This is a genomic window from Paraburkholderia fungorum, from assembly GCF_900099835.1.
GTDB classification, from domain to species: Bacteria; Pseudomonadota; Gammaproteobacteria; order Burkholderiales; family Burkholderiaceae; genus Paraburkholderia; species Paraburkholderia fungorum_A.
Window position 1 is genome coordinate 2,523,302 of record NZ_FNKP01000001.1, and the last position, 24,288, is coordinate 2,547,589.

General features: G+C 62.1%; 24 protein-coding genes. 7 read left to right on the forward strand and 17 right to left on the reverse strand.

Annotation, left to right across the window (positions count from 1 at the left end; translation table 11 throughout):
- Positions 1 to 73: 73 nt before the first annotated feature.
- The 4 genes from BLS41_RS11070 to BLS41_RS11085 form a co-directional block, all read right to left on the reverse strand.
- Positions 74 to 862, reverse strand: coding sequence for a TatD family hydrolase (locus BLS41_RS11070; protein WP_074764396.1), 789 nt, complete (start codon positions 860 to 862; stop codon positions 74 to 76).
- Between the two features lie 36 nt (positions 863 to 898).
- Positions 899 to 1,642: a lipoprotein-releasing ABC transporter ATP-binding protein LolD gene (gene lolD, locus BLS41_RS11075; protein ID WP_074764398.1), complete on the reverse strand. Its 744-nt coding sequence runs from the start codon at positions 1,640 to 1,642 to the stop codon at positions 899 to 901.
- Positions 1,635 to 2,888: a lipoprotein-releasing ABC transporter permease subunit gene (locus BLS41_RS11080; RefSeq protein ID WP_074764400.1), complete on the reverse strand. Its 1,254-nt coding sequence runs from the start codon at positions 2,886 to 2,888 to the stop codon at positions 1,635 to 1,637. The genes lolD and BLS41_RS11080 overlap by 8 nt, the downstream gene beginning before the upstream one ends.
- A 402-nt stretch (positions 2,889 to 3,290) precedes the next feature.
- Complete coding sequence (locus BLS41_RS11085) at positions 3,291 to 3,536, reverse strand: hypothetical protein (RefSeq protein ID WP_074764402.1); 246 nt, start codon at positions 3,534 to 3,536, stop codon at positions 3,291 to 3,293.
- A 155-nt stretch (positions 3,537 to 3,691) separates the two neighbouring features.
- Here BLS41_RS11085 and BLS41_RS11090 point away from each other — a divergent pair, with 155 nt between their 5' ends.
- From BLS41_RS11090 to BLS41_RS11110, 5 genes are all read left to right on the forward strand, one after another.
- The gene (locus BLS41_RS11090; RefSeq protein WP_074764404.1) at positions 3,692 to 4,840 is read left to right on the forward strand and encodes a regulator; all 1,149 of its coding nucleotides are present in this window, start codon (positions 3,692 to 3,694) and stop codon (positions 4,838 to 4,840) included.
- 7 nt (positions 4,841 to 4,847) lie between these two features.
- Positions 4,848 to 6,554, forward strand: a complete 1,707-nt coding sequence (recJ, locus tag BLS41_RS11095; RefSeq protein ID WP_074764406.1) for a single-stranded-DNA-specific exonuclease RecJ — start codon at positions 4,848 to 4,850, stop codon at positions 6,552 to 6,554.
- 186 nt (positions 6,555 to 6,740) lie between these two features.
- Positions 6,741 to 7,845 (forward strand): peptide chain release factor 2 gene (prfB, locus tag BLS41_RS11100; RefSeq protein ID WP_143026243.1). Its coding sequence is split into 2 segments (ribosomal slippage): positions 6,741 to 6,821 and positions 6,823 to 7,845, totalling 1,104 coding nucleotides; the frame shifts between segments, so codons are not numbered across the junction.
- Between the two features lie 156 nt (positions 7,846 to 8,001).
- The gene (gene lysS, locus BLS41_RS11105; RefSeq protein ID WP_074764408.1) at positions 8,002 to 9,558 is read left to right on the forward strand and encodes a lysine--tRNA ligase; all 1,557 of its coding nucleotides are present in this window, start codon (positions 8,002 to 8,004) and stop codon (positions 9,556 to 9,558) included.
- Positions 9,559 to 9,870: 312 nt separating this feature from the next.
- On the forward strand, positions 9,871 to 10,581 hold the full coding sequence (locus BLS41_RS11110; protein ID WP_074764410.1) for a glycine zipper 2TM domain-containing protein: 711 nt from the start codon (positions 9,871 to 9,873) through the stop codon (positions 10,579 to 10,581).
- A gap of 147 nt (positions 10,582 to 10,728) precedes the next feature.
- Here the strand turns inward: BLS41_RS11110 and iscX are convergent, their stop codons facing one another.
- From iscX to BLS41_RS11160, 10 genes are all read right to left on the reverse strand, one after another.
- The gene (gene iscX, locus BLS41_RS11115) at positions 10,729 to 10,926 is read right to left on the reverse strand and encodes a Fe-S cluster assembly protein IscX (RefSeq protein WP_074764412.1); all 198 of its coding nucleotides are present in this window, start codon (positions 10,924 to 10,926) and stop codon (positions 10,729 to 10,731) included.
- A gap of 18 nt (positions 10,927 to 10,944) precedes the next feature.
- On the reverse strand, positions 10,945 to 11,286 hold the full coding sequence (gene fdx, locus BLS41_RS11120) for an ISC system 2Fe-2S type ferredoxin (protein ID WP_074764414.1): 342 nt from the start codon (positions 11,284 to 11,286) through the stop codon (positions 10,945 to 10,947).
- Between the two features lie 150 nt (positions 11,287 to 11,436).
- A complete protein-coding gene (gene hscA, locus BLS41_RS11125; RefSeq protein WP_074764416.1) occupies positions 11,437 to 13,308 on the reverse strand; it encodes a Fe-S protein assembly chaperone HscA in 1,872 nt (623 codons plus the stop codon).
- A 132-nt stretch (positions 13,309 to 13,440) separates the two neighbouring features.
- Positions 13,441 to 13,968 (reverse strand): Fe-S protein assembly co-chaperone HscB, encoded by a 528-nt coding sequence (gene hscB, locus BLS41_RS11130; protein WP_074764418.1) that lies wholly within the window; start codon positions 13,966 to 13,968, stop codon positions 13,441 to 13,443.
- A 118-nt stretch (positions 13,969 to 14,086) separates the two neighbouring features.
- The gene (gene iscA / locus BLS41_RS11135) at positions 14,087 to 14,410 is read right to left on the reverse strand and encodes an iron-sulfur cluster assembly protein IscA (RefSeq protein WP_074764420.1); all 324 of its coding nucleotides are present in this window, start codon (positions 14,408 to 14,410) and stop codon (positions 14,087 to 14,089) included.
- 199 nt (positions 14,411 to 14,609) lie between these two features.
- Positions 14,610 to 15,023, reverse strand: coding sequence for a Fe-S cluster assembly scaffold IscU (iscU, locus tag BLS41_RS11140; protein WP_028199493.1), 414 nt, complete (start codon positions 15,021 to 15,023; stop codon positions 14,610 to 14,612).
- A 70-nt stretch (positions 15,024 to 15,093) separates the two neighbouring features.
- A complete protein-coding gene (locus tag BLS41_RS11145) occupies positions 15,094 to 16,317 on the reverse strand; it encodes an IscS subfamily cysteine desulfurase (protein WP_074764422.1) in 1,224 nt (407 codons plus the stop codon).
- Between the two features lie 91 nt (positions 16,318 to 16,408).
- A complete protein-coding gene (gene iscR, locus BLS41_RS11150; protein WP_074764424.1) occupies positions 16,409 to 16,939 on the reverse strand; it encodes a Fe-S cluster assembly transcriptional regulator IscR in 531 nt (176 codons plus the stop codon).
- A 142-nt stretch (positions 16,940 to 17,081) separates the two neighbouring features.
- Positions 17,082 to 17,579: a low molecular weight protein-tyrosine-phosphatase gene (locus BLS41_RS11155; protein ID WP_074764426.1), complete on the reverse strand. Its 498-nt coding sequence runs from the start codon at positions 17,577 to 17,579 to the stop codon at positions 17,082 to 17,084.
- A gap of 235 nt (positions 17,580 to 17,814) precedes the next feature.
- The gene (locus BLS41_RS11160; protein WP_074764428.1) at positions 17,815 to 18,054 is read right to left on the reverse strand and encodes a hypothetical protein; all 240 of its coding nucleotides are present in this window, start codon (positions 18,052 to 18,054) and stop codon (positions 17,815 to 17,817) included.
- A 251-nt stretch (positions 18,055 to 18,305) separates the two neighbouring features.
- Between BLS41_RS11160 and BLS41_RS11165 the strand changes: the two genes are divergently transcribed.
- On the forward strand, positions 18,306 to 18,848 hold the full coding sequence (locus BLS41_RS11165) for a hypothetical protein (protein ID WP_074764430.1): 543 nt from the start codon (positions 18,306 to 18,308) through the stop codon (positions 18,846 to 18,848).
- Between the two features lie 239 nt (positions 18,849 to 19,087).
- Here the strand turns inward: BLS41_RS11165 and BLS41_RS11170 are convergent, their stop codons facing one another.
- Both BLS41_RS11170 and BLS41_RS11175 read right to left on the reverse strand, forming a co-directional pair.
- On the reverse strand, positions 19,088 to 20,503 hold the full coding sequence (locus BLS41_RS11170; RefSeq protein ID WP_074764432.1) for a lactate utilization protein B: 1,416 nt from the start codon (positions 20,501 to 20,503) through the stop codon (positions 19,088 to 19,090).
- Positions 20,504 to 20,645: 142 nt separating this feature from the next.
- Entirely contained in the window at positions 20,646 to 21,368 is a 723-nt protein-coding gene (locus tag BLS41_RS11175) for a (Fe-S)-binding protein (protein WP_074764434.1), read from the reverse strand.
- A 178-nt stretch (positions 21,369 to 21,546) separates the two neighbouring features.
- Here BLS41_RS11175 and BLS41_RS11180 point away from each other — a divergent pair, with 178 nt between their 5' ends.
- Positions 21,547 to 22,362: an IclR family transcriptional regulator gene (locus BLS41_RS11180; protein ID WP_074764436.1), complete on the forward strand. Its 816-nt coding sequence runs from the start codon at positions 21,547 to 21,549 to the stop codon at positions 22,360 to 22,362.
- 118 nt (positions 22,363 to 22,480) lie between these two features.
- Here BLS41_RS11180 and pbpG read toward each other — a convergent pair whose 3' ends face one another.
- A complete protein-coding gene (gene pbpG, locus BLS41_RS11185; RefSeq protein ID WP_074764438.1) occupies positions 22,481 to 23,665 on the reverse strand; it encodes a D-alanyl-D-alanine endopeptidase in 1,185 nt (394 codons plus the stop codon).
- Between the last annotated feature and the right edge of the window lie 623 nt (positions 23,666 to 24,288).

Consider the following 24,288-nt stretch of genomic DNA (forward strand, 5'->3'; position numbering starts at 1 on the left):
CGACGAACAGGCGTCAGCGAGCCCGCCGGGCATGGGTTTCGCCCGACGCGAACCACAAGATCAACGAGATTGATTATGCAGAGGAAAGGGCCAGCCGGGGCAGTGCTGCGAGCGCGTTGGCCGTTGTGCCTAAGGCGGCTTCGTCGGCGGTCATTCCGCGCAGGTCCGCGAGGCCCGCGCCGATCGCCGGAATCTGCTCGGGCGAGTTGCGCTGCTTATACATCCACGACGGCGCGATGTCGGGCGCGTCGGTTTCGACGACCAGCGCGTCGAACGGCAATTGTTCGGCGAGACGGCGAATCTGCCGCGCGCGCTCGAACGTCAGATTGCCGCCGAAGCCAAGATGCATCCCCTGGTCGATATAGGCCTGGGCCTGCTGGAAACTGCCATTGAACGCGTGCGCGATGCCGCGATGAATCTGATGCCGACGCAGCCCTTTGATCACCTGATCCTGCGATTTGCGCACGTGGCAAATCACCGGCAGATCGAATTCGCGTGCGAGTTGCAGCTGGCCGTTGTAGAAGAACTGCTGACGCGCATCGTCAAGACCGTCGACAAAATAATCGAGCCCGATCTCGCCGATACCGACGAACAGTGGATCGTCCAGACTCGCCTCGATCTCCATGCGCAGCAGATCGAGATCGCCGTCTTCGGCACCCGGCGTGAACAGCGGATGAATGCCGAGCGCATACGCCCCGCCCTCCACTTGATGCGCCAGTTCACGCACCGCCTCGAAGTTCTGCCGGCCGATCGCCGGAATCACGATGCGGCCAACGCCCACGCGATGCGCCGACGCCGCAACCTCGGCGCGATCGGCATCGAATTCCGACGCGTCGAGATGACAGTGCGTATCGATCCACATGACGGGCCTCGCTAGCGGCGGCGCAACGATTCGCGCTTAGACCGGAACCGGCGGCTCTTCGTAAAGCACGCCGTCGCGCAAACGCATGATGCGGTCGCAGCGGCCTGCCAGTTCGGGATCGTGCGTGACGATCACAAAGCTGGTTTCGAGCGTTTGCGACAGTTCGAGCATCAGGTTGAAGACCGTGTCCGCGGTGCCGCCGTCGAGATTGCCGGTCGGCTCGTCGGCCAGCACGCAGGCCGGTTTGGTGACCAGCGCCCGCGCGATGGCAACGCGCTGACGCTCGCCGCCCGACAACTCGCCCGGACGATGTTTCGCCCGATGCCCCATACCGACACGCTCGAGCACGTCGAGCGCTTCCTTGCGCGCGGCTTCGGTGGTCATCCGGCGAATTCGCAGCGGCATCGCGACGTTGTCGAGCGCGGTGAATTCGGGCAACAGATGATGGAACTGATACACGAATCCCAGCGCGCGATTGCGCAGGTCGTTGCGCTCACGCTCGGAGAGTTTCGTGAACGGCTTGCCCATCACCGAGACATGGCCGGCGCTCGGATCGTCGAGCCCGCCGAGCACGTGCAGCAGCGTGCTTTTGCCCGAACCCGACGCGCCGACGATCGCCAGCTTTTCGCCGCGCCGCACGCTCAGTTGCGTGTTGTTGAGCACCTGTACATTCAGACCGCCCTGCACGAACGCTTTGGAAATACCGGAGGCTTCCAGCACGTAGGGGTACGGGGTGTTATCGACAGAGGCCATGGATAGATTCGCGGAACGGTCATTCATAACGCAGTGCCTCCGCAGGACGGACTTTCGCACCGCGCCAGCTCGGGTAAAGCGTCGCCAGCGCCGACATGACGAACGCGATGATGCCGATGCGCGCGACGTCGGCGGGAATCAGTTCAGACGGCAATTCGCTGATGAAGTACACCGACGGCGGCAGGAACTGCACGCCGAGCAGGTGCTCGATCATCGGTACGAGCCACGGAATGCTCCACGCGATCAGGCAGCCGAGCGCGACGCCGGTCGCCGTGCCGATAAAGCCGATCGTCACGCCCTGCACCACGAAAATTTTCATGATCGAGCCGGGCTGCGCGCCGAGCGTGCGCAGAATCGCGATGTCGGCCTGCTTGTTGGTCACCGTCATCACCAGCGACGACACGAGATTGAACGCCGCCACCGCGATGATCAACGTGAGGATGATGAACATCATGCGCTTCTCGATCTGCACGGCGGAGAACCAGGTCTTGTTCTGCTGCGTCCAGTCGCGAATATAGAGATCGCCCGACAATGTGCGTGCCAGTTGATGCGCGACTTCCGGCGCGCGCTGCATGTCGGTCAGACGTAATCGCACGCCGGTTGGCGCGGGCAGCCGGAACAGCGCCTGCGCGTCCTTGATGTTGATCAGCGCGAGCGTGCTGTCGTATTCGTAATGCCCCGATTCGAAGATGCCGACCACGGTGAACTGCTTCAGCCTCGGCAGCATGCCCGCCGGGGTGATGGTGCCTTCGGGGGCGACGAGCGTGATCTTGTCGTTGACCTGCACGCCGAGGTTGGTCGCGAGGTCTGCGCCGAGCACGATGCCGAAATCGCCGGGCACGAGGTCGGACAGCTTGCCGCCTTTCATTTCCTTGCCGATATCCGACACTTCCGGTTCGAGCGACGGCTCGACGCCGCGCAGCGCCACGCCGCTCACGGCGTCCTGGCGCGTCAGCAGCGCCTGTGCTTCGACATAGGGCGCCGCGCCGATCACTTCCTTGTTCTGACGCGCTTCCTTGGCGGTCAGTTGCCAGTCGGGCATCGACCCGGTCGGCGAAAAAATCTCGACGTGCGCGAGCACCGACAACATCCGGTCGCGCACTTCTTTCTGGAACCCGTTCATCACCGACAACACGACGATCAGCGCCGCGACGCCGAGTGCGATGCCCGACATCGACACCAGCGCGATGAACGAAATGAAGCCGTTACCGGTCGTGCGTTTGCCGGCGCGGGTATAGCGCCAGCCAATCTGCCATTCGTAGGGAAATTTCAAGCGAATCCTTTTCTGCGTTTTTCCGGCCCGTGGTCCGGGCCGTTTTTCGACCTTGTAGTGCGCGCGGGAGGCGTGGAACGCCCGACGCGCGGCCCGAGCGTCGTGATCGTTGGTGTGGCGGCGACGCGGATGGTTCCGGCGTTGCGCGCTACGTCGTAGCAAGGCGCGCGCCACCGTATTCCGACGCATGGTGTGCGGCTGCGATTGCCGTCACAGTTACCGATCAAGCGCGAAGTTTGCCATACAATGCCGCCCGCTCGCGCAAACGCCGTCTGAATGAGGTGGCTTGCGGAATGGCTGGATCGGCCCTCGGCACGGGGAGTTTTTCGGCGCGGCAATCGTCAGGGCTTCGCTGACCAGCCGAACGCCGATCGCAGCAGTCCTGCACCGTCTACAAGACGCTTACCGCAAGTTGTACCGCGCCCGCAACCCGTTGATAACGCCTGCCGCCGCAGTATTGGCGACATCGCGTTTATCCGCGTCCTTACGGTCCCGGTGCAGATGGCTGATGTCCCAGTTGCAGCCCGTTTCATCCTCGACGGTTTCGTGGAAACCCGTCGGTATCCAGCCGGCCGTCGCCGGGTTTGCATCGAGCGCTTTCACGACCAGTTCGAGCAATTCCTGCTCGGTTTTGAGTTCACGCGACATGCCGGTCTCCCTCGTCATGTGCGCGGTGCCGCCGCGCGCGGCTGCTATTGCTGCGACGCCCCGCCGGCCAGGCGACCGGCAGGTGCGCCGGCCACCGCCGCGTTTTGCCGGGCGGATAGCCGATGGCGGAATACTCGCACACTCTTTGCCCTACAATGCGCAGCATCATGCTCGCCAACCGTCTCCATCTGCTCCTGCCCTTCGCGCTGCCTGCCGCAGCGGACGCCTCCACCGCCCTTCACGACATTCGCAGCCCCGCCCTCGACCGCCTGATCGCGCGCGCGACGCTGGTCGAACGGGTGATCGGCGAAGATTTTCAGCGCACGCTGCCGCACGAGCGCTGGGTGGCGCGGCAATTCAGCGCGCTGCCCGGCAACGCAGCCGCCGCCGACGAAGCCCCGCTCGCGCCGTACATGCTGCGCGCCGACGGCGGCGAACCCGGCGAGGCGACCTGGGCCTGCGTGCAACCGGTGCACGTACGTATCGCACATGATCATCTGGTGCTGATCGATCCCGCGTCGCTCGAACTCTCCGACGCCGACGCCGCTGCTTTGCTGGCAGTAGCCCGTCCGCTGATCGAAGAACTCGGCGTGCGTATCGAAGCACCGAAACCCGCGCGCTGGTATCTGTCGGGCGACGGTTTCGGCACGCTGGCGGGCGCGTCGCCGTTGCGCGCGAGCGGGCGCAACATCGAAATCTGGCTGCCGCACGAAGCGCATTCCGGCGAGCGTTCGCGCGCGTGGATGAAGCTGCAGAACGAAGTGCAGATGGCGTGGTTCGAGCATCCGGTGAACGAAGCGCGCGAGGCGCGCGGGCTGCCGGCGGTGAACTCGATCTGGTTTCATGCGCAAGGCGCGGCGCAAACGGTGCGCAGCCCGTTCGGGCAGGTTTTCTCGGATGCCGCCGCCACGCGTGGGCTGGCCATGACAGCCGGTGTCGAAACGGCTGCACCGCCGGCATCGTTTGCCGCATGGTCCGCGCGGGAAGGCGCCGGGCACGGTGCAAATAGCGCAAGCGCGGCCCGAAACCCAACCGCAACCGCCGCATCAAACCCCACGCTCGTCGAACTCGACCCCTTCTCCGCGCCCTACATCGAGCAGGACTGGGCACGCTGGAACGACGCCTTCGCGGCGCTGCAAAGCGACTGGTTCGAGCCCGCGCTCGCCGCGCTGCAATCCGGCCGGCTCGCCGAACTCGGCCTGACCTTATGCGGCGACACCGGCTCGGTCACGCTGACCGTCACGCGCGGCGATCTGCGCAAATTCTGGCGACGGCGCGTGCTTGCCTCGCTCTTCATCGAATAATTCCCGAATGACCCAAATCGTTACGCGCGCCTGTTCTCCCGTCGACGCCGAAATCCTCACTCGCCACGGCCTGCATCCGGTGCTCGCGCGCCTTTACGCCGCGCGCGGCGTGTGCCTGCCCGATGAGATCGAAACCGGCCTTGCGAAGCTCGTGCCGCCGGTCGCGCTCAAAGGCTGCGAGGACGCAGCCGTCCTGCTCGCCGACGCGATCCAGCAAAAGCGCCGCATGCTGGTGGTCGCCGACTACGACTGCGACGGCGCCACCGCCTGCGCGGTCGCGGTGCGCGGGCTGCGCATGTTCGGTGGACAGATCGACTATCTGGTGCCGAACCGTTTCGAATACGGCTACGGCCTGACGCCGGAAATCGTCGCGCTGGCGGCCCGCAATCCGTCGGGCAAGCCGGAACTGCTGATCACGGTCGATAACGGCATCGCCAGCGTCGACGGTGTCGAAGCGGCTAACGCGCTCGGCATCGACGTGCTGGTCACCGACCACCATTTGCCCGGCGACGAACTGCCCGCCGCGCGCGCGATCGTCAATCCGAACCAGCCGGGCTGCACGTTCCCGAGCAAATGCCTCGCGGGCGTCGGCGTGATGTTTTACGTGCTGCTCGCACTGCGGGCGGAATTGCGCCGCCGCGGCGCCTTCGGCGACGCGTTTCCCGAACCGCGTCTCGATGGCCTGCTCGACCTGGTCGCACTCGGCACGGTCGCCGACGTGGTCAAGCTCGACGGCAACAACCGCGTGCTGGTCGCGCAAGGTTTGCAGCGCATCCGCAAGGGCAAGATGCAGCCTGGCATCGCCGCCCTCTTTCGCGCCGCCGCGCGCGACGCCCGCAACGCGTCGGGCTTCGACCTCGGCTTCGCGCTCGGGCCGCGCCTGAACGCGGCGGGCCGTCTGTCGGACATGTCGCTCGGGATCGAATGCCTGACGACCGACGACATCGGCCGCGCCTGGGATCTCGCGCAGCAACTCGACACGATGAACCGCGAGCGTCGCGAGATCGAAGCGGGCATGCAGCAACAGGCGCTCGACGACCTGTCGTCGATCGACCCCGCAGGCGCGACCACGATCACGCTGTTCAATCCGGGCTGGCATCAGGGCGTGATCGGGATTGTCGCCGGACGGCTGAAGGAGAAATTCCACCGGCCGTCGTTCACGTTCGCTTTGGCCGACGACAGCGGCCAGACCGTCAAGGGCTCGGGCCGCTCGATTCCCGGCTTCCATCTGCGCGACGCGCTCGACCTGATCTCGAAGCGCGAACCGAACCTGATCGTCAAGTTCGGCGGCCACGCGATGGCTGCCGGCCTGACGCTCGCCGCCGCCGACGTGCCCCGCTTCACCGCCGCGTTCGAAGCGGTCGGCCGCGAATGGCTGTCTGAAGACGCGCTGTCGCGCACCGTGGAAACCGACGGCGAACTCGAAGACGCTTATTTCACGCCGCAATTCGTCGAAATGCTCGACGCCGCCGTGTGGGGCCAAGGCTTCCCTGCGCCGGTGTTTTCGGGCGAATTCGAGGTGGCGTCGCAGGCGCTGGTGAAGGACAAGCACCTGAAACTGCAACTGATGCGCGGCCGTCAGCGCTTCAACGCGATCTGGTTCAACCATACCGATACGCTGCCCGCCCGCACCATGGTCGCTTACCGGCTGGCGAGCGATACGTGGAACGGGGTGTCGCGGGTGCAGTTGATCGTCGAGCACGCGGCGAGTTGAATGAGCCGTGTTTGACGTAAGCGGGGCCGTCTGAAGCAGAAAACCGTCAGCCCCGCTTTCACCGTCCAGGCATCGAAAATCTCCGCAAAATCAACCCCAAACCCGCGCCGGATCGCTCAAGAGCCTCCGGCGCGGGCCGCCGATCGGCTATAATTTCGTCTTTTTACGAAGCTATAAAAGATCGACATGGAAGCGGAACGTCTCAACGCGATCGAAGCCTCACTGGCGGACCTGCGCACTCGCGCAGACTCGCTACGGGGGTATCTTTGACTACGACGACAAAGCACTGCGTCTAATCGAAGTCAACCGGGAACTTGAAGACCCGGACGTCTGGAACGACTCGAAACACGCCCAGGCCCTTGGCCGGGAAAAGAAACTGCTCGACGACACGGTCGGCAAGCTCACGTCGCTCGATAACGACCTGCGCGACGCGCAGGACCTGTTCGACATGGCCCGCGAAGAAGCCGACGACGAAACGCTGCTTGCCTGCGAATCCGACGCGCAAGGCATCGAACAACGTGTCGCCGACATGGAATTCCGCCGGATGTTCGCCAACCCGGCCGACCCGAACAACGCGTTCCTGGACATCCAGGCCGGCGCGGGCGGCACCGAGGCGTGCGACTGGGCGTCCATGCTGCTGCGCCAGTACCTGCGCTACTGCGAACGCAAGGGCTTCAAGACCGAAGTGCTGGAACAGACCGACGGCGACGTCGCGGGCATCAAGAACGCGACGATCAAGATCGAAGGCGAATACGCTTACGGCTTCCTGCGCACCGAAACCGGTGTGCACCGCCTCGTGCGCAAGTCGCCGTTCGACTCGTCGGGCGGCCGTCACACGTCGTTTTCGTCGGTGTTCGTGTACCCGGAAATCGACGACTCGATCGAAGTGGACGTCAACCCGGCCGATCTGCGTATCGACACCTACCGTGCTTCGGGCGCGGGCGGTCAGCACATCAACAAGACCGACTCCGCGGTGCGTATCACGCACATGCCGTCGGGCATCGTCGTGCAGTGCCAGAACGACCGTTCGCAGCACCGCAACCGCGCCGAAGCGATGGCCATGCTGAAATCGCGTCTGTACGAAGCGGAAATCCGCAAGCGTCAGGAAGAGCAGGACAAGCTCGAAGCCGGCAAGACCGATGTGGGCTGGGGTCACCAGATCCGCTCGTACGTGCTGGACAACAGCCGCATTAAAGATCTGCGCACCAACGTCGAAATCAGCAACACGAAGAGTGTGCTCGACGGCGACCTCGATCCGTTCATCAGCGCGAGCCTGAAACAGGGCGTTTAAGCGCGAACCGCGAGCGAATCCGGGCACAACCGGCGCGGCCTTGAATCAACGCCGCGCCGTATCTTTTTACCGCCTGAGGTTTTTACACTGACTGGCTTCCCGCATCCGACGCACCCCGGTGCATGCCGATGCGGGCCACCGAACACCAAATTCACCATGACCGAACCGACCCAGCCTGATGCGGCCCAGCCCAATGCGGCCCAGCAAAATGTCGCGCCCGAGGTGGACGACAACAAGATCATGACCGAGCGTCGCGAAAAGCTGCGCGAGTTGCGTGAGCAAGGCGTCGCCTATCCGAACGACTTCCGTCCTACGCATCACGCCGAAGATCTGCAAACGCAATACGAGCAGTCCGACAAGGAAGCGCTCGAAGCGAATCCGCTCGAAGTCGCGATTGCCGGCCGCATGATGCTCAAGCGCGTGATGGGCAAGGCGAGCTTTGCGACCGTGCGCGACGGTTCGGGTCAGATCCAGTTCTTCATCACGCCCGCCGACGTCGGTCAGGACGTGTACGACGCGTTCAAGAAGTGGGACATGGGCGACATCGTCGCGGCGCGTGGCGTGCTGTTCCGCACCAACAAGGGCGAGCTGTCGGTGCGTTGTACCGAACTGCGTCTGCTGTCGAAGTCGCTGCGTCCGCTGCCGGACAAGTTCCACGGTCTCGCCGATCAGGAAATGAAGTATCGCCAGCGCTATGTCGATCTGATCGTCACGCCGGAAACGCGCAAGACTTTCGTCGCGCGGACCAAGGCGATTTCGTCGATCCGCAAGTTCATGGCCGACGCCGAATTCATGGAAGTCGAAACGCCGATGCTGCACCCGATTCCGGGTGGCGCGGCGGCCAAGCCGTTCACCACGCACCACAACGCGCTCGATATGCAGATGTTCCTGCGCATCGCGCCGGAGCTGTACCTGAAGCGGCTGGTCGTCGGCGGCTTCGAGCGCGTGTTCGAGATCAACCGTAACTTCCGTAACGAGGGCGTGTCCGTACGCCACAATCCGGAATTCACGATGATCGAGTTCTACGCCGCGTACACCGATTACAAGTGGCTGATGGACTTCGTCGAGCAGTTGATCCGCCAGGCGGCCATCGATTCGCTGGGCACGGCCACGATCACCTATCAGGGCCGCGAACTGGATCTGGCGAAGCCGTTCCATCGTCTGACGATCACGCAGGCGATCCAGAAATACGCGCCGCAATACACGAACGAGCAACTCGCCGACAGCGCATTTTTGCGCACCGAATTGAAAAAATTCGGCGTCGATGCGTCGCAGCCTCAGTTCCTGAATGCGGGCGTGGGTTCGCTGCAACTGGCACTGTTCGAAGAAACCGCCGAGTCGCAATTGTGGGAGCCGACGTACATCATCGACTACCCAGTCGAAGTGTCGCCGCTGGCGCGCGCATCGGACGCCGCGCCGGGCATCACCGAGCGTTTCGAGCTGTTCATCACCGGTCGCGAGATCGCTAACGGCTTCTCGGAGCTGAACGATCCGGAAGACCAGGCCGCCCGCTTCAAGAAGCAGGTCGATCAGAAAGACGCCGGCGACGAAGAAGCGATGTTCTACGACGCCGACTATATTCGCGCGCTCGAATACGGCATGCCGCCGGCCGGTGGTTGCGGTATCGGTATCGACCGTCTGGTGATGATGCTGACCGATAGCCCGAGCATCCGCGACGTGATTCTGTTCCCGCATCTGCGTCGCGAAGACTGATTGTTTTTGCGCTGTTTGTGTCGCACGAAACGCCCGGCTCGATGCCGGGCGTTTTTCTTGCTGCGTGCTCATGGAAGTCGTCCTCGACTGCCGGGCGGCTTGTAACTATCGGTAAAAGCTACGCCAGGCCGATCATGCGCGCACGCCGTGTCAATTTCGGCGGATGCTGAAGATTGCTCGGCGCGGCCGCGATTCAGGCGTCGGCACCTGGAAACCGCCGCCCACATGCGGTTACAAATTGAAACGTCGCCGGGATCGTTTTGCCGGACACTCGATCTCAATAACAGTCGACTCTGCAAGACGGAGGCCAACATGGACAATCCACTCGATAAACCCACGCAACAACGTCGTCTTCATCCGCTGGTGGCCGTGGCTGCCGGTGCGGTCATCATCGCCAGCCTTGCCGCAACCGCTGCGGTGACGGGCCTGTTTCCGAAAGCGTCGAGTACCAGCGCTCAATCCGATCAGTCGCAAGCCGCGCAGGTGACGACCCAGCAGCCGGGGGTGGTCGATTCGGCCGCTCCGGTCAATGCTCAGAACGCTCCGGCGAATGCGGAGGCAATGCAGCCGCAGCCATCCGCCCCGCCCGCTCCCACCCCGGCGCAGCAGCAACAGTACGCGCAGCAACAGCAGGCTCAGGCACAGCAAGCGCCGCAATATGCACAGCAGAGCGCGCAGCAACCGGCCTATTGCTCGACTTGCGGCACGGTAGTCGGGATTTCAGCGGTGCGTCAGGAAGGCCATGGCACCGGTATTGGCGCTGTCGGCGGCGCAGTGGCAGGCGGTGTCGTCGGTAACCAGTTCGGCGCGGGCGGCGGACGCACGGCGATGACGCTACTCGGCGCGCTCGGCGGCGGCCTCGCCGGCAATTCTGTCGAAAAACACATTCGCAGCACGACGTCGTATTCGGTGCGCGTGAGGATGGAAAGCGGCAAGACGCGCTACTTCACCTACCATGAGACGCCGCCGTTCCAGCAAGGCGAGCATGTGCGGATCGAAAACGGTTCACTGGTCGCGGGTTGAGTTGCGACACCTCGCCTTGGCCGACATCCTGTCGCGATGAAAGCAAAGGCGATAAAAAAGGCGATTCCAAGGAATCGCCTTTTTATTTGCCGCCGACGCTGCGCCGATTACCAGCCAACGACAGCGCACCAGAAAAACACCACGCGCTCAGTAATCCGCGTCTTCAATCCATGCAGCCTGAATTGCCTCAAGAATCTTCTCGTTCGAGCGCTCGGGATCGTCGTCGAATCCTTCCAGCTCGGTGACCCAGCGGTGCAAGTCGGTGAAACGCACTTGCTGCGGGTCGATGTCCTGGTGCTTGTCAGTCAGGGCCATCGCGATGTCTTGCGTATCGGTCCACTTCATGGCTGCATCCTCCTGCTGTTAGTGATTTTCCTTCGCGTGATTGATCGTGTATCGCGGAATTTCCACGACCAGATCCTGCTCGGCCGGCACCAAAGCCTGGCATGACAGACGCGAGGCCGGTTCGAGACCCCACGCCTTGTCCAACAGATCGTCCTCGTCTTCCTCGGACGGCGTCAAGGCGGCGAAACCCTCACGCACGATCACGTGACAGGTTGTGCACGCGCACGACTTCTCGCACGCGTGCTCGATCTCGATGCCGTTTTCCAGCAGCGCATCGCAAATGCTCATGCCGGGTTCGGCTTCGAGCACCGCGCCTTCCGGGCACAGTTCGACGTGGGGCAGCACAACGATTTGAGGCATACATTTTCCGTTTGGGTCTGCGGCACGGCAGCCGCAAACTGGCTCCGTACCATTTTACTGGCGCATCACGGACTTTTTAAGTCCGCGATGCGCTGTGGTTTTTCGCGGCGCGCGTCAGGCAGTGGACCGCCCGACGCGTTCGCGCCACGCTCAGATTTCGTCGAGCTTGCGGCCCGCGAGCGCGCGGCGAATGCCCTTGTTCATGCGGCGGGCGGCAAATTCGTCGGTGCCTTCGGCAAGCGTTTTGGTCGCGGCTTCGATCGCGTCGGCGTCATCGCTTTGCGCGATGTTGCGCAATGCATCGAGCAACGTGTCGAGATCGGCGCGCTCGCTGTCGTCGAGCAGTTCGGCGTCGGCGGCAAGTGCAGCGTCGGTCGCTTCGACCAGACGGCGCGCTTCGACCTGCGCCTCACGCAACGCACGGGCGCGCATGTCGACTTCGGCGGTCGAGAAACTGTCTTCGAGCATTTTCGCGATGTCGTCGTCGGCGAGACCGTAGGACGGCTTCACCACCACCGACGCTTCCACGCCCGAACCCTGCTCACGCGCGAACACCGACAGCAGGCCGTCCGCGTCCACCTGGTAAGTCACGCGAATCCGCGCCGCGCCGGCGGCCATCGGCGGAATGCCGCGCAGCTCGAAACGCGCGAGCGAGCGGCAGTCGCTAACCAGCTCGCGCTCGCCTTGCACGACATGGATCGCCATCGCCGTCTGGCCGTCCTTGAAGGTCGTGAAATCCTGCGCGCGCGCGACCGGAATCGTCGAATTGCGCGGGATGATCTTCTCGGTCAGCCCGCCCATGGTTTCGACGCCGAGCGACAGCGGGATCACGTCGAGCAGCAGCCATTCGTCGCCATCCGCGCCACGGTTGCCCGCGAGCAGATCGGCCTGGATCGCCGCGCCGAGCGCGACGACCTGGTCCGGGTCGAGGTTGATCAGCGGCGGCTGGCCGAAGAAAGCCTCGACCGCACGGCGGATCACCGGCATGCGCGTTGCCCCGCCGACCAGCACGACGCCCTTGACTTCTTTGGTCGCAACCTTCGCGTCGCGGAGCGCTTTCTTCGTCGGGCTGAAGGTTCGTTGCACCAGATCCTTCGTGACGGCCTCGAAAGCAGCCTCGCCGATCGTCAGATCGAGCGCTGTGCCGTTCGACAGCGTGACCGCGACACGAGCCTCGGCCGCGTCCGACAAAGCCTCCTTGGCCTCGCGTACGTTGTCCAGCAGCAAGCGGACGTCTTCCGGTGCGAGCGTGTTCGGCGCGATGCCGGCCTGCTCCAGCACGTGGCGATACAGCGCGTGATCGAAATCGTCGCCGCCGAGCGCGGAATCGCCGCCCGCCGCGAGCACTTCGAAGACGCCCTTGGTCAATTTCAGGATCGACAGGTCGAAGGTGCCGCCGCCGAGGTCATAGACCGCGTACAGGCCTTCCGAGCCGTTGTCGAGACCGTAGGCGATCGCCGCTGCGGTCGGCTCGTTCAGCAGACGCAGCACGTTCAGACCAGCCAGACGCGCAGCGTCCTTCGTAGCCTGGCGCTGCGCTTCGTCGAAGTAAGCCGGCACGGTGATGACCGCGCCGACCAGTTCGTCGCCGAGCGTATCTTCGGCGCGCTGGCGCAGCGTCGCGAGAATTTCCGCAGACACTTCGACGGGGCTCTTCACGCCGTCAACCGTACGAATCTGCACCATGCCGGGGGCGTCGACGAAATCGTACGGCGCGTTTTCGGCGCCTTCCACTTCCGCCTTGCCACGCCCCATGAAGCGCTTGACCGACACGATCGTGTTGCGCGGATCGCTCGCCGCTTCGGCTTTGGCTTTGCGGCCGATCCGGCGGCCGCCCTTTTCCAGATAACGCACCACCGACGGCAGCAGCGCATGGCCGTCTTCGTCGGGCAGCACGTCGGGCACGCCGCTACGCACGGCCGCGACAAGAGAATTGGTGGTGCCGAGGTCGATACCGACGGCCAGGCGCCGTTGATGAGGCGCCGGCGCCATGCCGGGTTCGGAGATTTGCAGTAGGGCCATCTGGATCTTCTCGGGGCCGTGTGGCCCCGTCCTGAAATTTTCGCGTTACTGGGTGTGCTGCGGCCGCCGTGTGCCAACTGCCGACAGCGTGTGCCGCCTGACCGGCTGAATGGCGGGGCGCGCCCTGAAAGACTAGTTGTCGAGCCGGTCGATCTGCGCGCTGATTTCCGACGCCACTCGTTCGATGAACATCAACTGCCGGACCGCCTCGCTCGCCGCCTGATTCGCGCCGCTGTCGAGCGATGCACCGAGCTTGTCGAAACGCATCCGTTCTTCGTCACGCAACTCGGTGAGCAACGCGTCAAGCGCGTCGACATTTTTCGCCGCGGCCGCGTCTTCGATATTTTCGCGCCACTCCATTTGCTGCATCAGGAACGCCGGCTCCATCGCCGTATTGTTCTCCGCGCCGACGTCGATGCCGCGCAGCGACAACAGATACGTCGCGCGCTTCAACGGATCGCGCAACGTCTGATACGCCTCGTTGGTGCGCGTAGCCCACTGCATCGCAATACGCTTTTGCGCATCGCCGGCCGCTGCGAAGCGGTCCGGATGCACTTGCGCCTGCACCGTGCGGTACGCGTGATCGAGCGAGCCCGAGTCGAGCGCGAATTGCGCCGGCAGATCGAACAGGTCGAAGTGGCTGTCGTTCAGCGATGCCATCGGATAAAAGGAGTCCGTTCAGGAAAGCGCACCGGAGTGCAGTCAGAAATATTCGCGGATCAAACTAAAAAGGCGGCCCGCGCCGCCTTTGATCCGCTGCACGCGGAAAATGTCGATCCTAGACCCGGAACGACTCGCCGCAGCCGCATTCGTCCTTCACGTTCGGGTTGTTGAACTTGAAGCCTTCGTTCAACCCTTCGCGCGCGAAGTCGAGTTGCGTGCCGTCGATATAAGCGAGGCTCTTCGGGTCGACAATGATCTTCACGCCGTTGCATTCGAACACTTCGTCTTCGGGCGCGAGTTCGTCCACGTACTCGAGCTTGTAGGCCAAGCCGGAGCAACCGGTGGTGCGCACGCCAACGCGCAGTCCGACGCCTTTACCGCGACGGGTCAGATATTTCTGGACGTGCTGTGCTGCCTTGTCGGTCAACGTAATTGCCATAGCGTTTCTCATTGCGCAGAGCGTGCCGGGCGCCCGGGTTTATCACCGTTTGCCTTTCGCGCTGCGACCCTGCCTGCATCAAATATCGCTCATGCTGGACGGCGCAATTCAACTTCAACGGCACCGTCCGCTTCGATTTGCTACTCAACTTGCGGCCTGACCTCATAAGAAGGTCGTGCCGCAACCGCATGCTTTAACTTCAAGCGTGCTGCTTGTCGCCTTCGACTACCGCTTCGCCATGACGCTGCTTGTAGTCGGCGACCGCTGCCTTGATCGCGTCTTCCGCGAGGATCGAGCAGTGGATCTTCACCGGCGGCAACGCCAGTTCTTCGGCGATCTGCGTGTTCTTGATCGACATGGCCTGATCGAGCGTCTTGCCCTTCACCCATTCGGTGACGAGCGAGCTCGAAGCAATTGCCGAACCGCAGCCGTACGTCTTGAACTTCGCGTCTTCGATGATGCCGTCTGCGCCCACGCGAATCTGCAACTTCATCACGTCGCCGCATGCCGGTGCGCCGACCATGCCGGTGCCGACCGCGTCGTCGTCCTTCGCGAAGGAACCGACGTTGCGCGGGTTTTCGTAGTGGTCCAGAACCTTGTCGCTATAAGCCATGATTTAACTCCTTGATCCGTTTCAACCTGCAATTGCAATTCGATGAATTCGACTCTTTGCCAACGGCGCGTCAGTGCGCAGCCCACTGGATGGTCGAAATATCGATCCCGTCCTTATGCATTTCCCACAGCGGCGACAAGTCGCGCAGCTTCGAAATCTTGGTCTTCAGCAGGTTGATCACGTAATCGACATCCTGCTCGGTCGTGAAGCGGCCCACCGTGAAGCGGATCGAGCTGTGCGCGAGTTCGTCGTTACGACCCAGTGCGCGCAGCACGTACGACGGTTCCAGCGAAGCCGACGTACACGCCGAACCCGACGACACCGCCACATCTTTCACCGCCATGATCAGCGATTCGCCTTCGACGAAATTGAAGCTGATGTTCAGGTTGTGCGGCACACGCTTTTCCATGTCGCCGTTCACGTACGTTTCTTCCATTTCCGACAGGCCCTTCAGCAGCCGGTCGCGCAGCATGCGGATACGTTCGTTTTCCGTCGCCATCTCTTCACGTGCGATACGGAATGCTTCGCCCATGCCGACGATCTGGTGCGTAGCCAGCGTGCCCGAACGCATGCCGCGTTCGTGACCGCCGCCGTGCATCTGCGCTTCGATACGGATACGCGGCTTGCGACGCACATACAGCGCGCCGATGCCCTTCGGGCCATACGTCTTGTGCGCCGAGAACGACATGAGGTCGACTTTCTGCTTCTGCAAGTCGATCACGATCTTGCCGGTGGCCTGAGCTGCGTCGACGTGGAAAATGATGCCCTTTTCACGGGTGATCTCGCCGATCGCGTCGATGTCCTGAATCACGCCGATCTCGTTGTTCACCGACATCACCGACACCAGGATCGTGTCCGGGCGGATCGCAGCCTTGAACACATCGAGGTCGATCAGACCGTCGTCCTTGACGTCCAGATACGTGACTTCGAAGCCTTCGCGCTCGAGTTCGCGGCAGGTGTCGAGCACGGCCTTGTGCTCGGTCTTCACCGTGATGATGTGCTTGCCCTTGCTCTTGTAGAAGTGCGCAGCGCCCTTGATGGCCAGGTTGTCCGACTCCGTTGCACCCGACGTCCAGATGATTTCGCGCGGATCGGCGTTCACCAGCGCGGCAACGTTCTCACGCGCTTCTTCGACTGCGCGCTCCGCGTCCCAGCCATACGAGTGGCTGCGCGATGCGGGGTTACCGAACTGCTCGCGCAGGTACGGAATCATCTTGTCCACCACGCGCGGGTCGATCGGCGTCGTAGCGCTGTAGTCCATGTAGATGGGCAGATGGAGAGAGTCGTTGTTCATCAGTTGCTCCGGGGACGTCATGTGCTCTGGCTTGTGGGTTCTTTATCTATCAGGCTGCGGCGGGGCTCTTCGTATTACCTGTTACCGCGCCTCACGAACCGGCCATGTTGAAAACGGAATTCGGCCCTTTTGGCGCGACGCGCACGGGCTCGACCGTCGCCGCTTCGTTCCGCCTGTCGCGCAGAACTGCGGGCGCGCCTTCGCGTGAACGTTGCTGATCGACGAGATCTTTCAGGGAAACCGAATCGAGGTACTCGACCATTTTCTGGTTCAGCGTGGACCACAATTCGTGGGTCATGCAGTGGCCGTCGTGCTGTTTGGTGCCTTCGCACGAGCCCTTGCCGCCGCATTGGGTGGCATCGAGCGGCTCGTCGACCGCGATGATGATGTCGGCCACGGTCACGTCTTCAGCGCGGCGGGCCAGATTGTAGCCGCCGCCCGGTCCGCGCACGGACTCGACGATTTCGTGACGACGCAGCTTGCCAAACAGCTGCTCGAGATAGGACAGGGAGATATGTTGGCGCTGGCTGATTCCTGCCAGCGTCACCGGGCCCTGCTCCTGGCGCAGTGCCAGGTCAATCATCGCCGTGACGGCGAAACGGCCTTTCGTGGTGAGTCTCATATAGTGTGGGACCGCAATTCTCGACAAGTTTTGTCAAGTATAAATACATGAGCGATTTAGTCAAGTATCCCTATTGCGATTTGGGTCATTTGCTTAATTACCGACTTTGCCTGAAGGGGGCGTCGCTCAAACGCCGCCCGGCCTATGCCGGCAACTGGGGACGCAACGCGGCGATCAGACCGCGGCAGGCTGCTTCGCACTGATCGAGCACCTGCTCAAAACCTTCCGCGCCGCCGAAGTACGGATCGACGACTTCGCGGGCGCCGCCCCAGCGGCTATCCGACTCGGGCACGAATTCCATCAGCAGGCGGATCTTGTCGCGCTGCGCCGGAGGACAGATCTGACGTAATGCGGCGATGTTCTTGTCGTCCATTGCGATCAGCAGGTCGAAGCGCTCGAAGTCGGCTGCAGCAATCTGGCGTCCACGCAATGCGGCCAATTTGTAACCGCGCTGCCCGGCGGCACGTTGTGCGCGCTCGTCGGGAGGCTCGCCGATATGCCAGTCGCCCGTGCCCGCCGAATCGATCAGGATGCGCTCAGCCAGCTTGGCCTCGCCGACCAGATGGCGCATCACGCCCTCCGCAGTCGGCGAACGGCAAATGTTCCCCAGGCACACGAAGCAGACGGACACAGTTTTCATCAGGAGTTTTCCGGCGCTTCAGGACGCCACGCGCGAGACTGACGGTTAGCAAAGAGTGCCGCGATTATACAAAGCTGCACAAAATCTCGCCTGGTGCCGCGCCGGTGGTGCGAAGTCAGGCTAAATCCCGGCTGTTGCACTGTTTGTGTTTGCGCGCGATGCCCCACACTTGCAAACCCGATGCTGTGCGACTTTTTTCGCGCTCCATTCGATTAGCCTGCGTTTGAACCTGCGCTCAGGACGCGTCGGCCAACGGTATCGCGGTGGCAGCCCGCATGGGTTTGGCCGGCAGCGACGACTCAGCGTCAATCATTCCGTACGAGACAGCACGCGCGAGTTCGGCGGTCAGTTGATCTGCGCCGAGGGGAGCCTGCGACACGGGCGATGCGGCATTCCCGCAAATATGCAGATAAGCAACGGCAGCAAGGGGCACAACAATGGCAAGGGGCCAGTACACCGATATTGTCTTTTTCATGATGTTTTTCCGTTTAGGGGCGCATGAGCTTGTGACCCACTATGCCCAGTCGAAATCCTATAGGAATTCGCAATCGGGAAAAACCCACCTATTCGAGATACAGCGTTGCTCCAGATAGAACAGTGAATTGACGGATATAGGCAACGCCGTCGCTGAGAAAAATAAATCCTTACAAAGACATACAAAGCTCTTGCGACGGATGGCGATAATAGCGGTCTTACAGATGTAATCCACTCGCACTGGTCTATGACATGAAACGTTTTGCACCACTCGCCGCCGTCGCGTTCGCCGCTCTGCTCGGTGGCTGCGCGGTCTATCCGGACGGCACGCCGATGTACAGCAACGGTTATGGCGGCGGCTACTCCGGCTATGACGGCTACGCGCCAGGCGCTGCAGTCGTACCGCAGACCAACGTCTACCTGGGGTATGGCAACTACTCGGAACCCGGCTATTACGGCGGACCGGGACGCTACTACGGGCCAGGTCCCGGCCCTCGTGGATATCCCGATCGGGGTCACCCAAACAATGGCAACTACGGCAACCACGACAATCGCGGCGACGACAACGGTCACCGCGGGCCGCAGAACGGCGGGCCGCCGCCGCAGGGTGCAGTGGGTGGGCCTCGCGGACCGGGCGGAGCACGACCAGGCGCGGGTGGACCGCCGCCGTCGCAACCGCAGCAGCAGGCCGGGAATGGTGGTGGGAGGGGTAACGGCGGCAATGGTGGCGGTGAGTCGAGACGAGGCTCGGGCGGCTCCAATCGCCAATCAGGTGGACAGAATGGTGAGCACTAAGTTGAGTGTGGCGGCCGCTGGGCACTAGGCACGCTTGACAGGATACGCGGCGAGTTGCCTGCACGTCGGAGACCACCGTGCAGGCTCACCGGTCAAAGCAATTATCGGCAGCTTTGTAAATCGCCGCTCGGCCCCATGTGCCTCTGCAGCGCAAGCGCTATTTTCAGTTGGTTGCGGAGCACCTACCTGCCAACTTGCGCACTCTGCGCAAAAACGGCCCTCGAACGTAAACAGCCGCATCAGCCAATGTGACTACGCTGCGCCGCGTACAACTCCCTGAACGTACGACCCACCGGCGCCGGCATGTCGCGGGTATTGGTCCAGCCCGCGCCGCCCAACGGCAATCTGGCAATCGACCGATTCCGGCCACCCATCTGCTCCAGCACCCGCACGGCCAGCTTGGTGAAAAGCGCATAAGCGTCGGGATGGAGCGCCAGAAAACCCCAAACGGCAAACCCCACCCGCTCCTTCCACGGACGCAGTCGCCGCTCGACCTGCTTCTCGCGCAACTTGCGCAGCAGATCCGACAATGGAATCCCCACCGGGCAAACGCTGTTGCACTCGCCGCATAGCGTTGCGGCCTGTGGCAAATCGAGCGCCTTGTCGATGCCGACATAGCTCGGCGTCAACACCGATCCCATCGGGCCGGGATACACCCACCCATACGCATGACCGCCCACCTTCTGATAAACCGGGCAATGGTTCATGCACGCACCGCAGCGGATGCACCGGAGCATCTCCTGGAAATCGCCGCCGATCAGACCCGTGCGCCCACCGTCGACCAGTACGACATACATATGCTCGGGTCCGTCCTGATCGCCCTCGCCGCGCGGCCCGGTCAGCATCGAAAAATAGTTCGACGTGGCCTGCCCGGTTGCCGAGCGCGGCAACAGACGCATTGCCGTCGCCAGGTCTTCCAGCGTGGGCAGCACTTTCTCGATACCGGTGACGGCCACATGCACTCGCGGCATGACCGTGCACATGCCCTCGTTGCCTTCGTTCGTGACCAGCACGACCGAACCGGTTTCCGCGACCACGAAATTGCCACCCGTCACGCCCATGTCCGCGCTCATGAAATGCGGACGCAGCATCTCCCGCGCCTCGCGCGTCATATCGGGAATCTCTGTCAGACGCGGCCGGCCATGCGTCTTCGCGAACAGGTCCGCAATCTCGTCCTTATCTTTATGGACGACCGGCGCGATGATGTGGCTCGGCGGTTCGTTATCGTTGATCTGGAGGATGTACTCGCCCAGATCGGTTTCGATCGACTGCACGCCCATTTGCCCGAGCACTTCGTTCAGACGCATTTCTTCGGTGACCATCGACTTGGTCTTGATCACCTTTTTCACGTCATGCTTGCGCGCAATGTCACCGACCAGCCGCGCGGCTTCCTGAGTCGTTTCGGCGAACAGCACGGTCACGCCGCGCCGGGCGGCCTCTTGCTCGAAGGTTTCCAGCCACACGTCGAGATTTTCCAGCGCGCGATTGCGGCGCTCCTTGAGCGCGGCGCGGGTGACGGGGAAATCGATCGCGGTCATCGCCGACGCGCGGGCCGACACGAACTTGGTGGAAAGCTTGGTCAGGTTCTGCTGCAAACGCTGGTCGGCGAGTTTCTGACCGGCGCGAGCCTTGAACTGCATCGTTTGAATCTGCATGGCGGCCTTTTGCGTAATCGGACACTAGGCGAAGACGACGCGCGCGAATCAGAACGCGCGAAATGAGATGCTGGAAGCGCCGGCTATTGCAGTTGCGCGAAGCAGCCCGCGCCGACACACCAACGGCATACGGCCAACGCGGCTAGACGTCGCCGGCCAGCACTTGCGCGATATGCAACACCCGGGTGGTGGAATCCCCCTGACGGCGCAAACGCCCCTCGATATTGAGCATGCAGCCGAGATCGCCGAGCACCACTGTACCTGCCCCGCTCGCGCTGATATTCGCGCATTTTTCGTCGACGATCGCCGTGGAAATGTCGCCGTACTTCACCGCGAACGTGCCTCCGAAACCGCAGCAGTGCTCGCAGTCCTTCATCTCGGTGACCGGCACGCCCACCTGGGCAAGCAACGCGCGCGGCTGCGCCTTCACGCCGAGTTCGCGCAACCCCGAACAGGAGTCGTGATATGTGACTTCTCCAGTGAACTCGCCCGGCTGCAACTGCACCTTCGCCACGTTGACGAGGAAATCGGTCAACTCAAACACCTTGGCGCGCACGCGGCCGAAGCGGTTCATCAACTGGGGATCGTCAGCGAAAAGGTCGCCGTAGTGCGAGCGGATCATGCCGCCGCACGAGCCGGACGGCACCACGATGTAGTCGAACTGCTCGAACTCGCGTACGGTTTTCTCGGCCAGATCACGCGCGATACTGCGCTCGCCCGAGTTATAAGCGGGCTGTCCGCAACAGGTTTGCGCGGGCGGCACAATCACCTCGAAACCGGCGCCTTCGATCAGCTTGATGACCGAAAAACCGATTTCGGGACGCATCAGGTCGATCAGGCAGGTGACGAACAATCCGACTCGCATGAGCCCTCCTTCGGGAAAACGTCCCTGATTATCCGCTGTTTGGCGGACAATACCAACGGCCAGAAGGCGTAGGACGAATAGTCTGCAAATTCGAATACGCCTTCGAACCGCGTTCGCTTTTTTCACCATACGAGATACAATCAATTTCCGCTGTTTGACGCGTCAACCGATTCCTCCCATGAGCGATACGAACCCGGATCCCAAAACATCGATCCAGGTGATCGAACGCATGATGCGCCTGCTCGATGCCCTCGCCGCGCATAGCGACCCGGTCAGCCTGAAAGAACTTGCCATCCGCACGGAGCTGCATCCGTCCACCGCGCACCGCATCCTGAACGATATGGTGATGTGCCGGCTGGTCGACCGCTCGGACCCCGGCACTTATCGGCTCGGCATGCGCCTGCTCGAATTGGGCAATCTGGTGAAGGCGCGTCTGTCGGTGCGCGACGCGGCGCTGACGCCAATGCGCGAGTTGCATCGCCAGACTGGCCAGACGGTGAATCTGTCGGTCCGTCAGGGCGACGAGATCGTCTATATCGAACGCGCTTATTCCGAACGCTCGGGCATGCAGGTCGTGCGCGCTATTGGCGGACGGGCGCCGCTGCATCTGACTTCCGTCGGCAAGCTGTTTCTCGCCGCCGACGAATCGACCCGCGTGCGCGCCTACGCTACCCGCACCGGTCTGTCCGGCCATACGCAGAACAGCATCACCGATCTGACGAAACTGGAACGGGAGTTGTCGCACGTGCGTCAGCAAGCCTGCGCGCGCGATAACGAAGAACTCGAACTCGGCGTGCGCTGCATAGCAGCCGGAATTTATGACGACACCGGCAAGCTGGTCGCGGGTCTGTCATTGTCGGCACCGGCGGATCGGTTGCAGGATTCGTGGCTGGGCCAAGTCAGTCAGACAGCGCTGATGATTTCGGAATCGCTGGGTTATCGGCCGCCTGCGCCGCATGATCATTCGCACGGCGGCCATAGCCACCATACGTAAGATCCACGCCCGATTTCCAGCACCGCTCAGGCGCAATAAAAAAAGCCTCGCAACGATTGCGAGGCTTTTTTCAATTTAGCCGGTCATCACACCGGCTATTAAACTCATTCAAGCTGCTTCAGGTGCCCGCGCCACCAGCGTCCGCACTGGTAATACGCGGCTGGTCGCCACCATTATCCAGCCACGTGCGAAGACGCGTAGCGTCCGCGAAACGCGAGTACTTGCCCGACGAATCGAGCAGCACCAGGATCATCGGACGGCCATGAATGGTCGCCTGCATCACGAGGCACTCGCCCGCTTCGTTGATGAAGCCGGTCTTTTGCAAACCGATGTCCCACGTCGGATTACGCACCAGCGCATTGGTGCTGTTGTACGCCAGCGAACGCTTGCCGGTGTACACCTCGTAGCTGTGATCGGTCGAGAACTTGCGGATCAGCGGATATTGATATGCCGCGTTGACCATCTTCACCAGGTCGCGCGCGCTCGACACGTTCTGGCTCGTCAAACCCGTGGGGTTTTCGAAGTGCGTATCGGTCATGCCGAGTTGCTTGGCCTTCGCGTTCATCGCGGCCAGGAACGCCGGACGCCCACCCGGGAAGTAACGCGACAACGCTGCGGCCGCGCGGTTTTCCGACGCCATCAGCGCGATATGCAGCATGTCTTCACGCGAGAGCACCGAACCGACCGACAGACGCGAACCGGTGTTCTTCTCGTAGTCACGGTCTTCGTCGGTGACTTCGATCTGGTCGGTCATCGGCTCTTTCGAGTCGAGCACCACCATCGACGTCATCAGCTTGGTGATCGACGCGATCGGCACCACAGCGCGCGAGTTCTTGTCGAACAGCGACTCGCCGGTGTTCTGGTCGATCACGTACGCAACGCTTGAGCGCAGCATCAGCGCATCTGGTGTTTCGTGCAGACCGAAAGCCTGACCGACGGTCGGTTGACGCGGTTCATACGCGACACGGCGCACGACCGAATGGTGACGGCCGTTGGCCGCAAAGGTCACGCGCTTGCGTTTGACGTTCGCGCGCGGCGCATCGTCGTCGGCAGCGGCGGTTTTTGCGACCGCGCCTTTGCCGGCCTTAACCGACTTGCTCGACACCTTGGCGGTGGTGGCAGCCGGCTTTTTGGCAGCTTTGGCGTGTTTGGAGGTTTTTGCAGTTGCAGCAGGCGTGGCGGCAAAAGTGGAGACGGGCGTGGCGAACGCCGCTGCGACGACCAAAGAGACGGCCACCGACAGAGCGGTGCTGCGGGCCGCGCCGTGGATCACTTTTAGCGACGAAAACATGTCGGTTTTCATGGGTGTTCGGTAGGGAGCGGCGAGAGGTTTCCGCAAGTGTAGTAAAACAACGAAAAATTAGCAATTTGAAGCACTTATAAGCGCTCCTTAAACCGGCTTGTAAGCTCCGATCGCAAAAACACGAATAAGTGCCGCGCATCGATCGAAAAAAACGATCGCTAGCGCGCTACGTCTCACTATTGCCGCCGCTCGCCAGAATCGAGTTGATTCTTCCAGCATAACGGCAATTTCGAGACAACCTTGATCAGGGGAAATACGGTTGATGCATGGGGCAAATACAGCGCCACCTGTGCGAGGAAACAACGTCAGGGTCTCGCCGCGTTGACTGTTAAACGCTTGCAGGAAACCACCGACGCGCGTTCGACCGGTACTCAGGATTAACGTTCCATGACACTTTCCGGTTTACATCGAATCCAGAATTGATGATTTTTTTCCCGGCTCAAGGAGTTACCGAATCACGCTGGTAAACCCTGAGCGACCGGTAAAAATTCCTCGCACCATTTCAATACATCAGCGTTTTTTCCGCACCAGCACGGTGCTACCGGTCAAATCGACTGACGTCATATGGATGTCATGCCCACTGCATAACGTATTGTTTTATCAGCACTTTCTTAATATTGTGC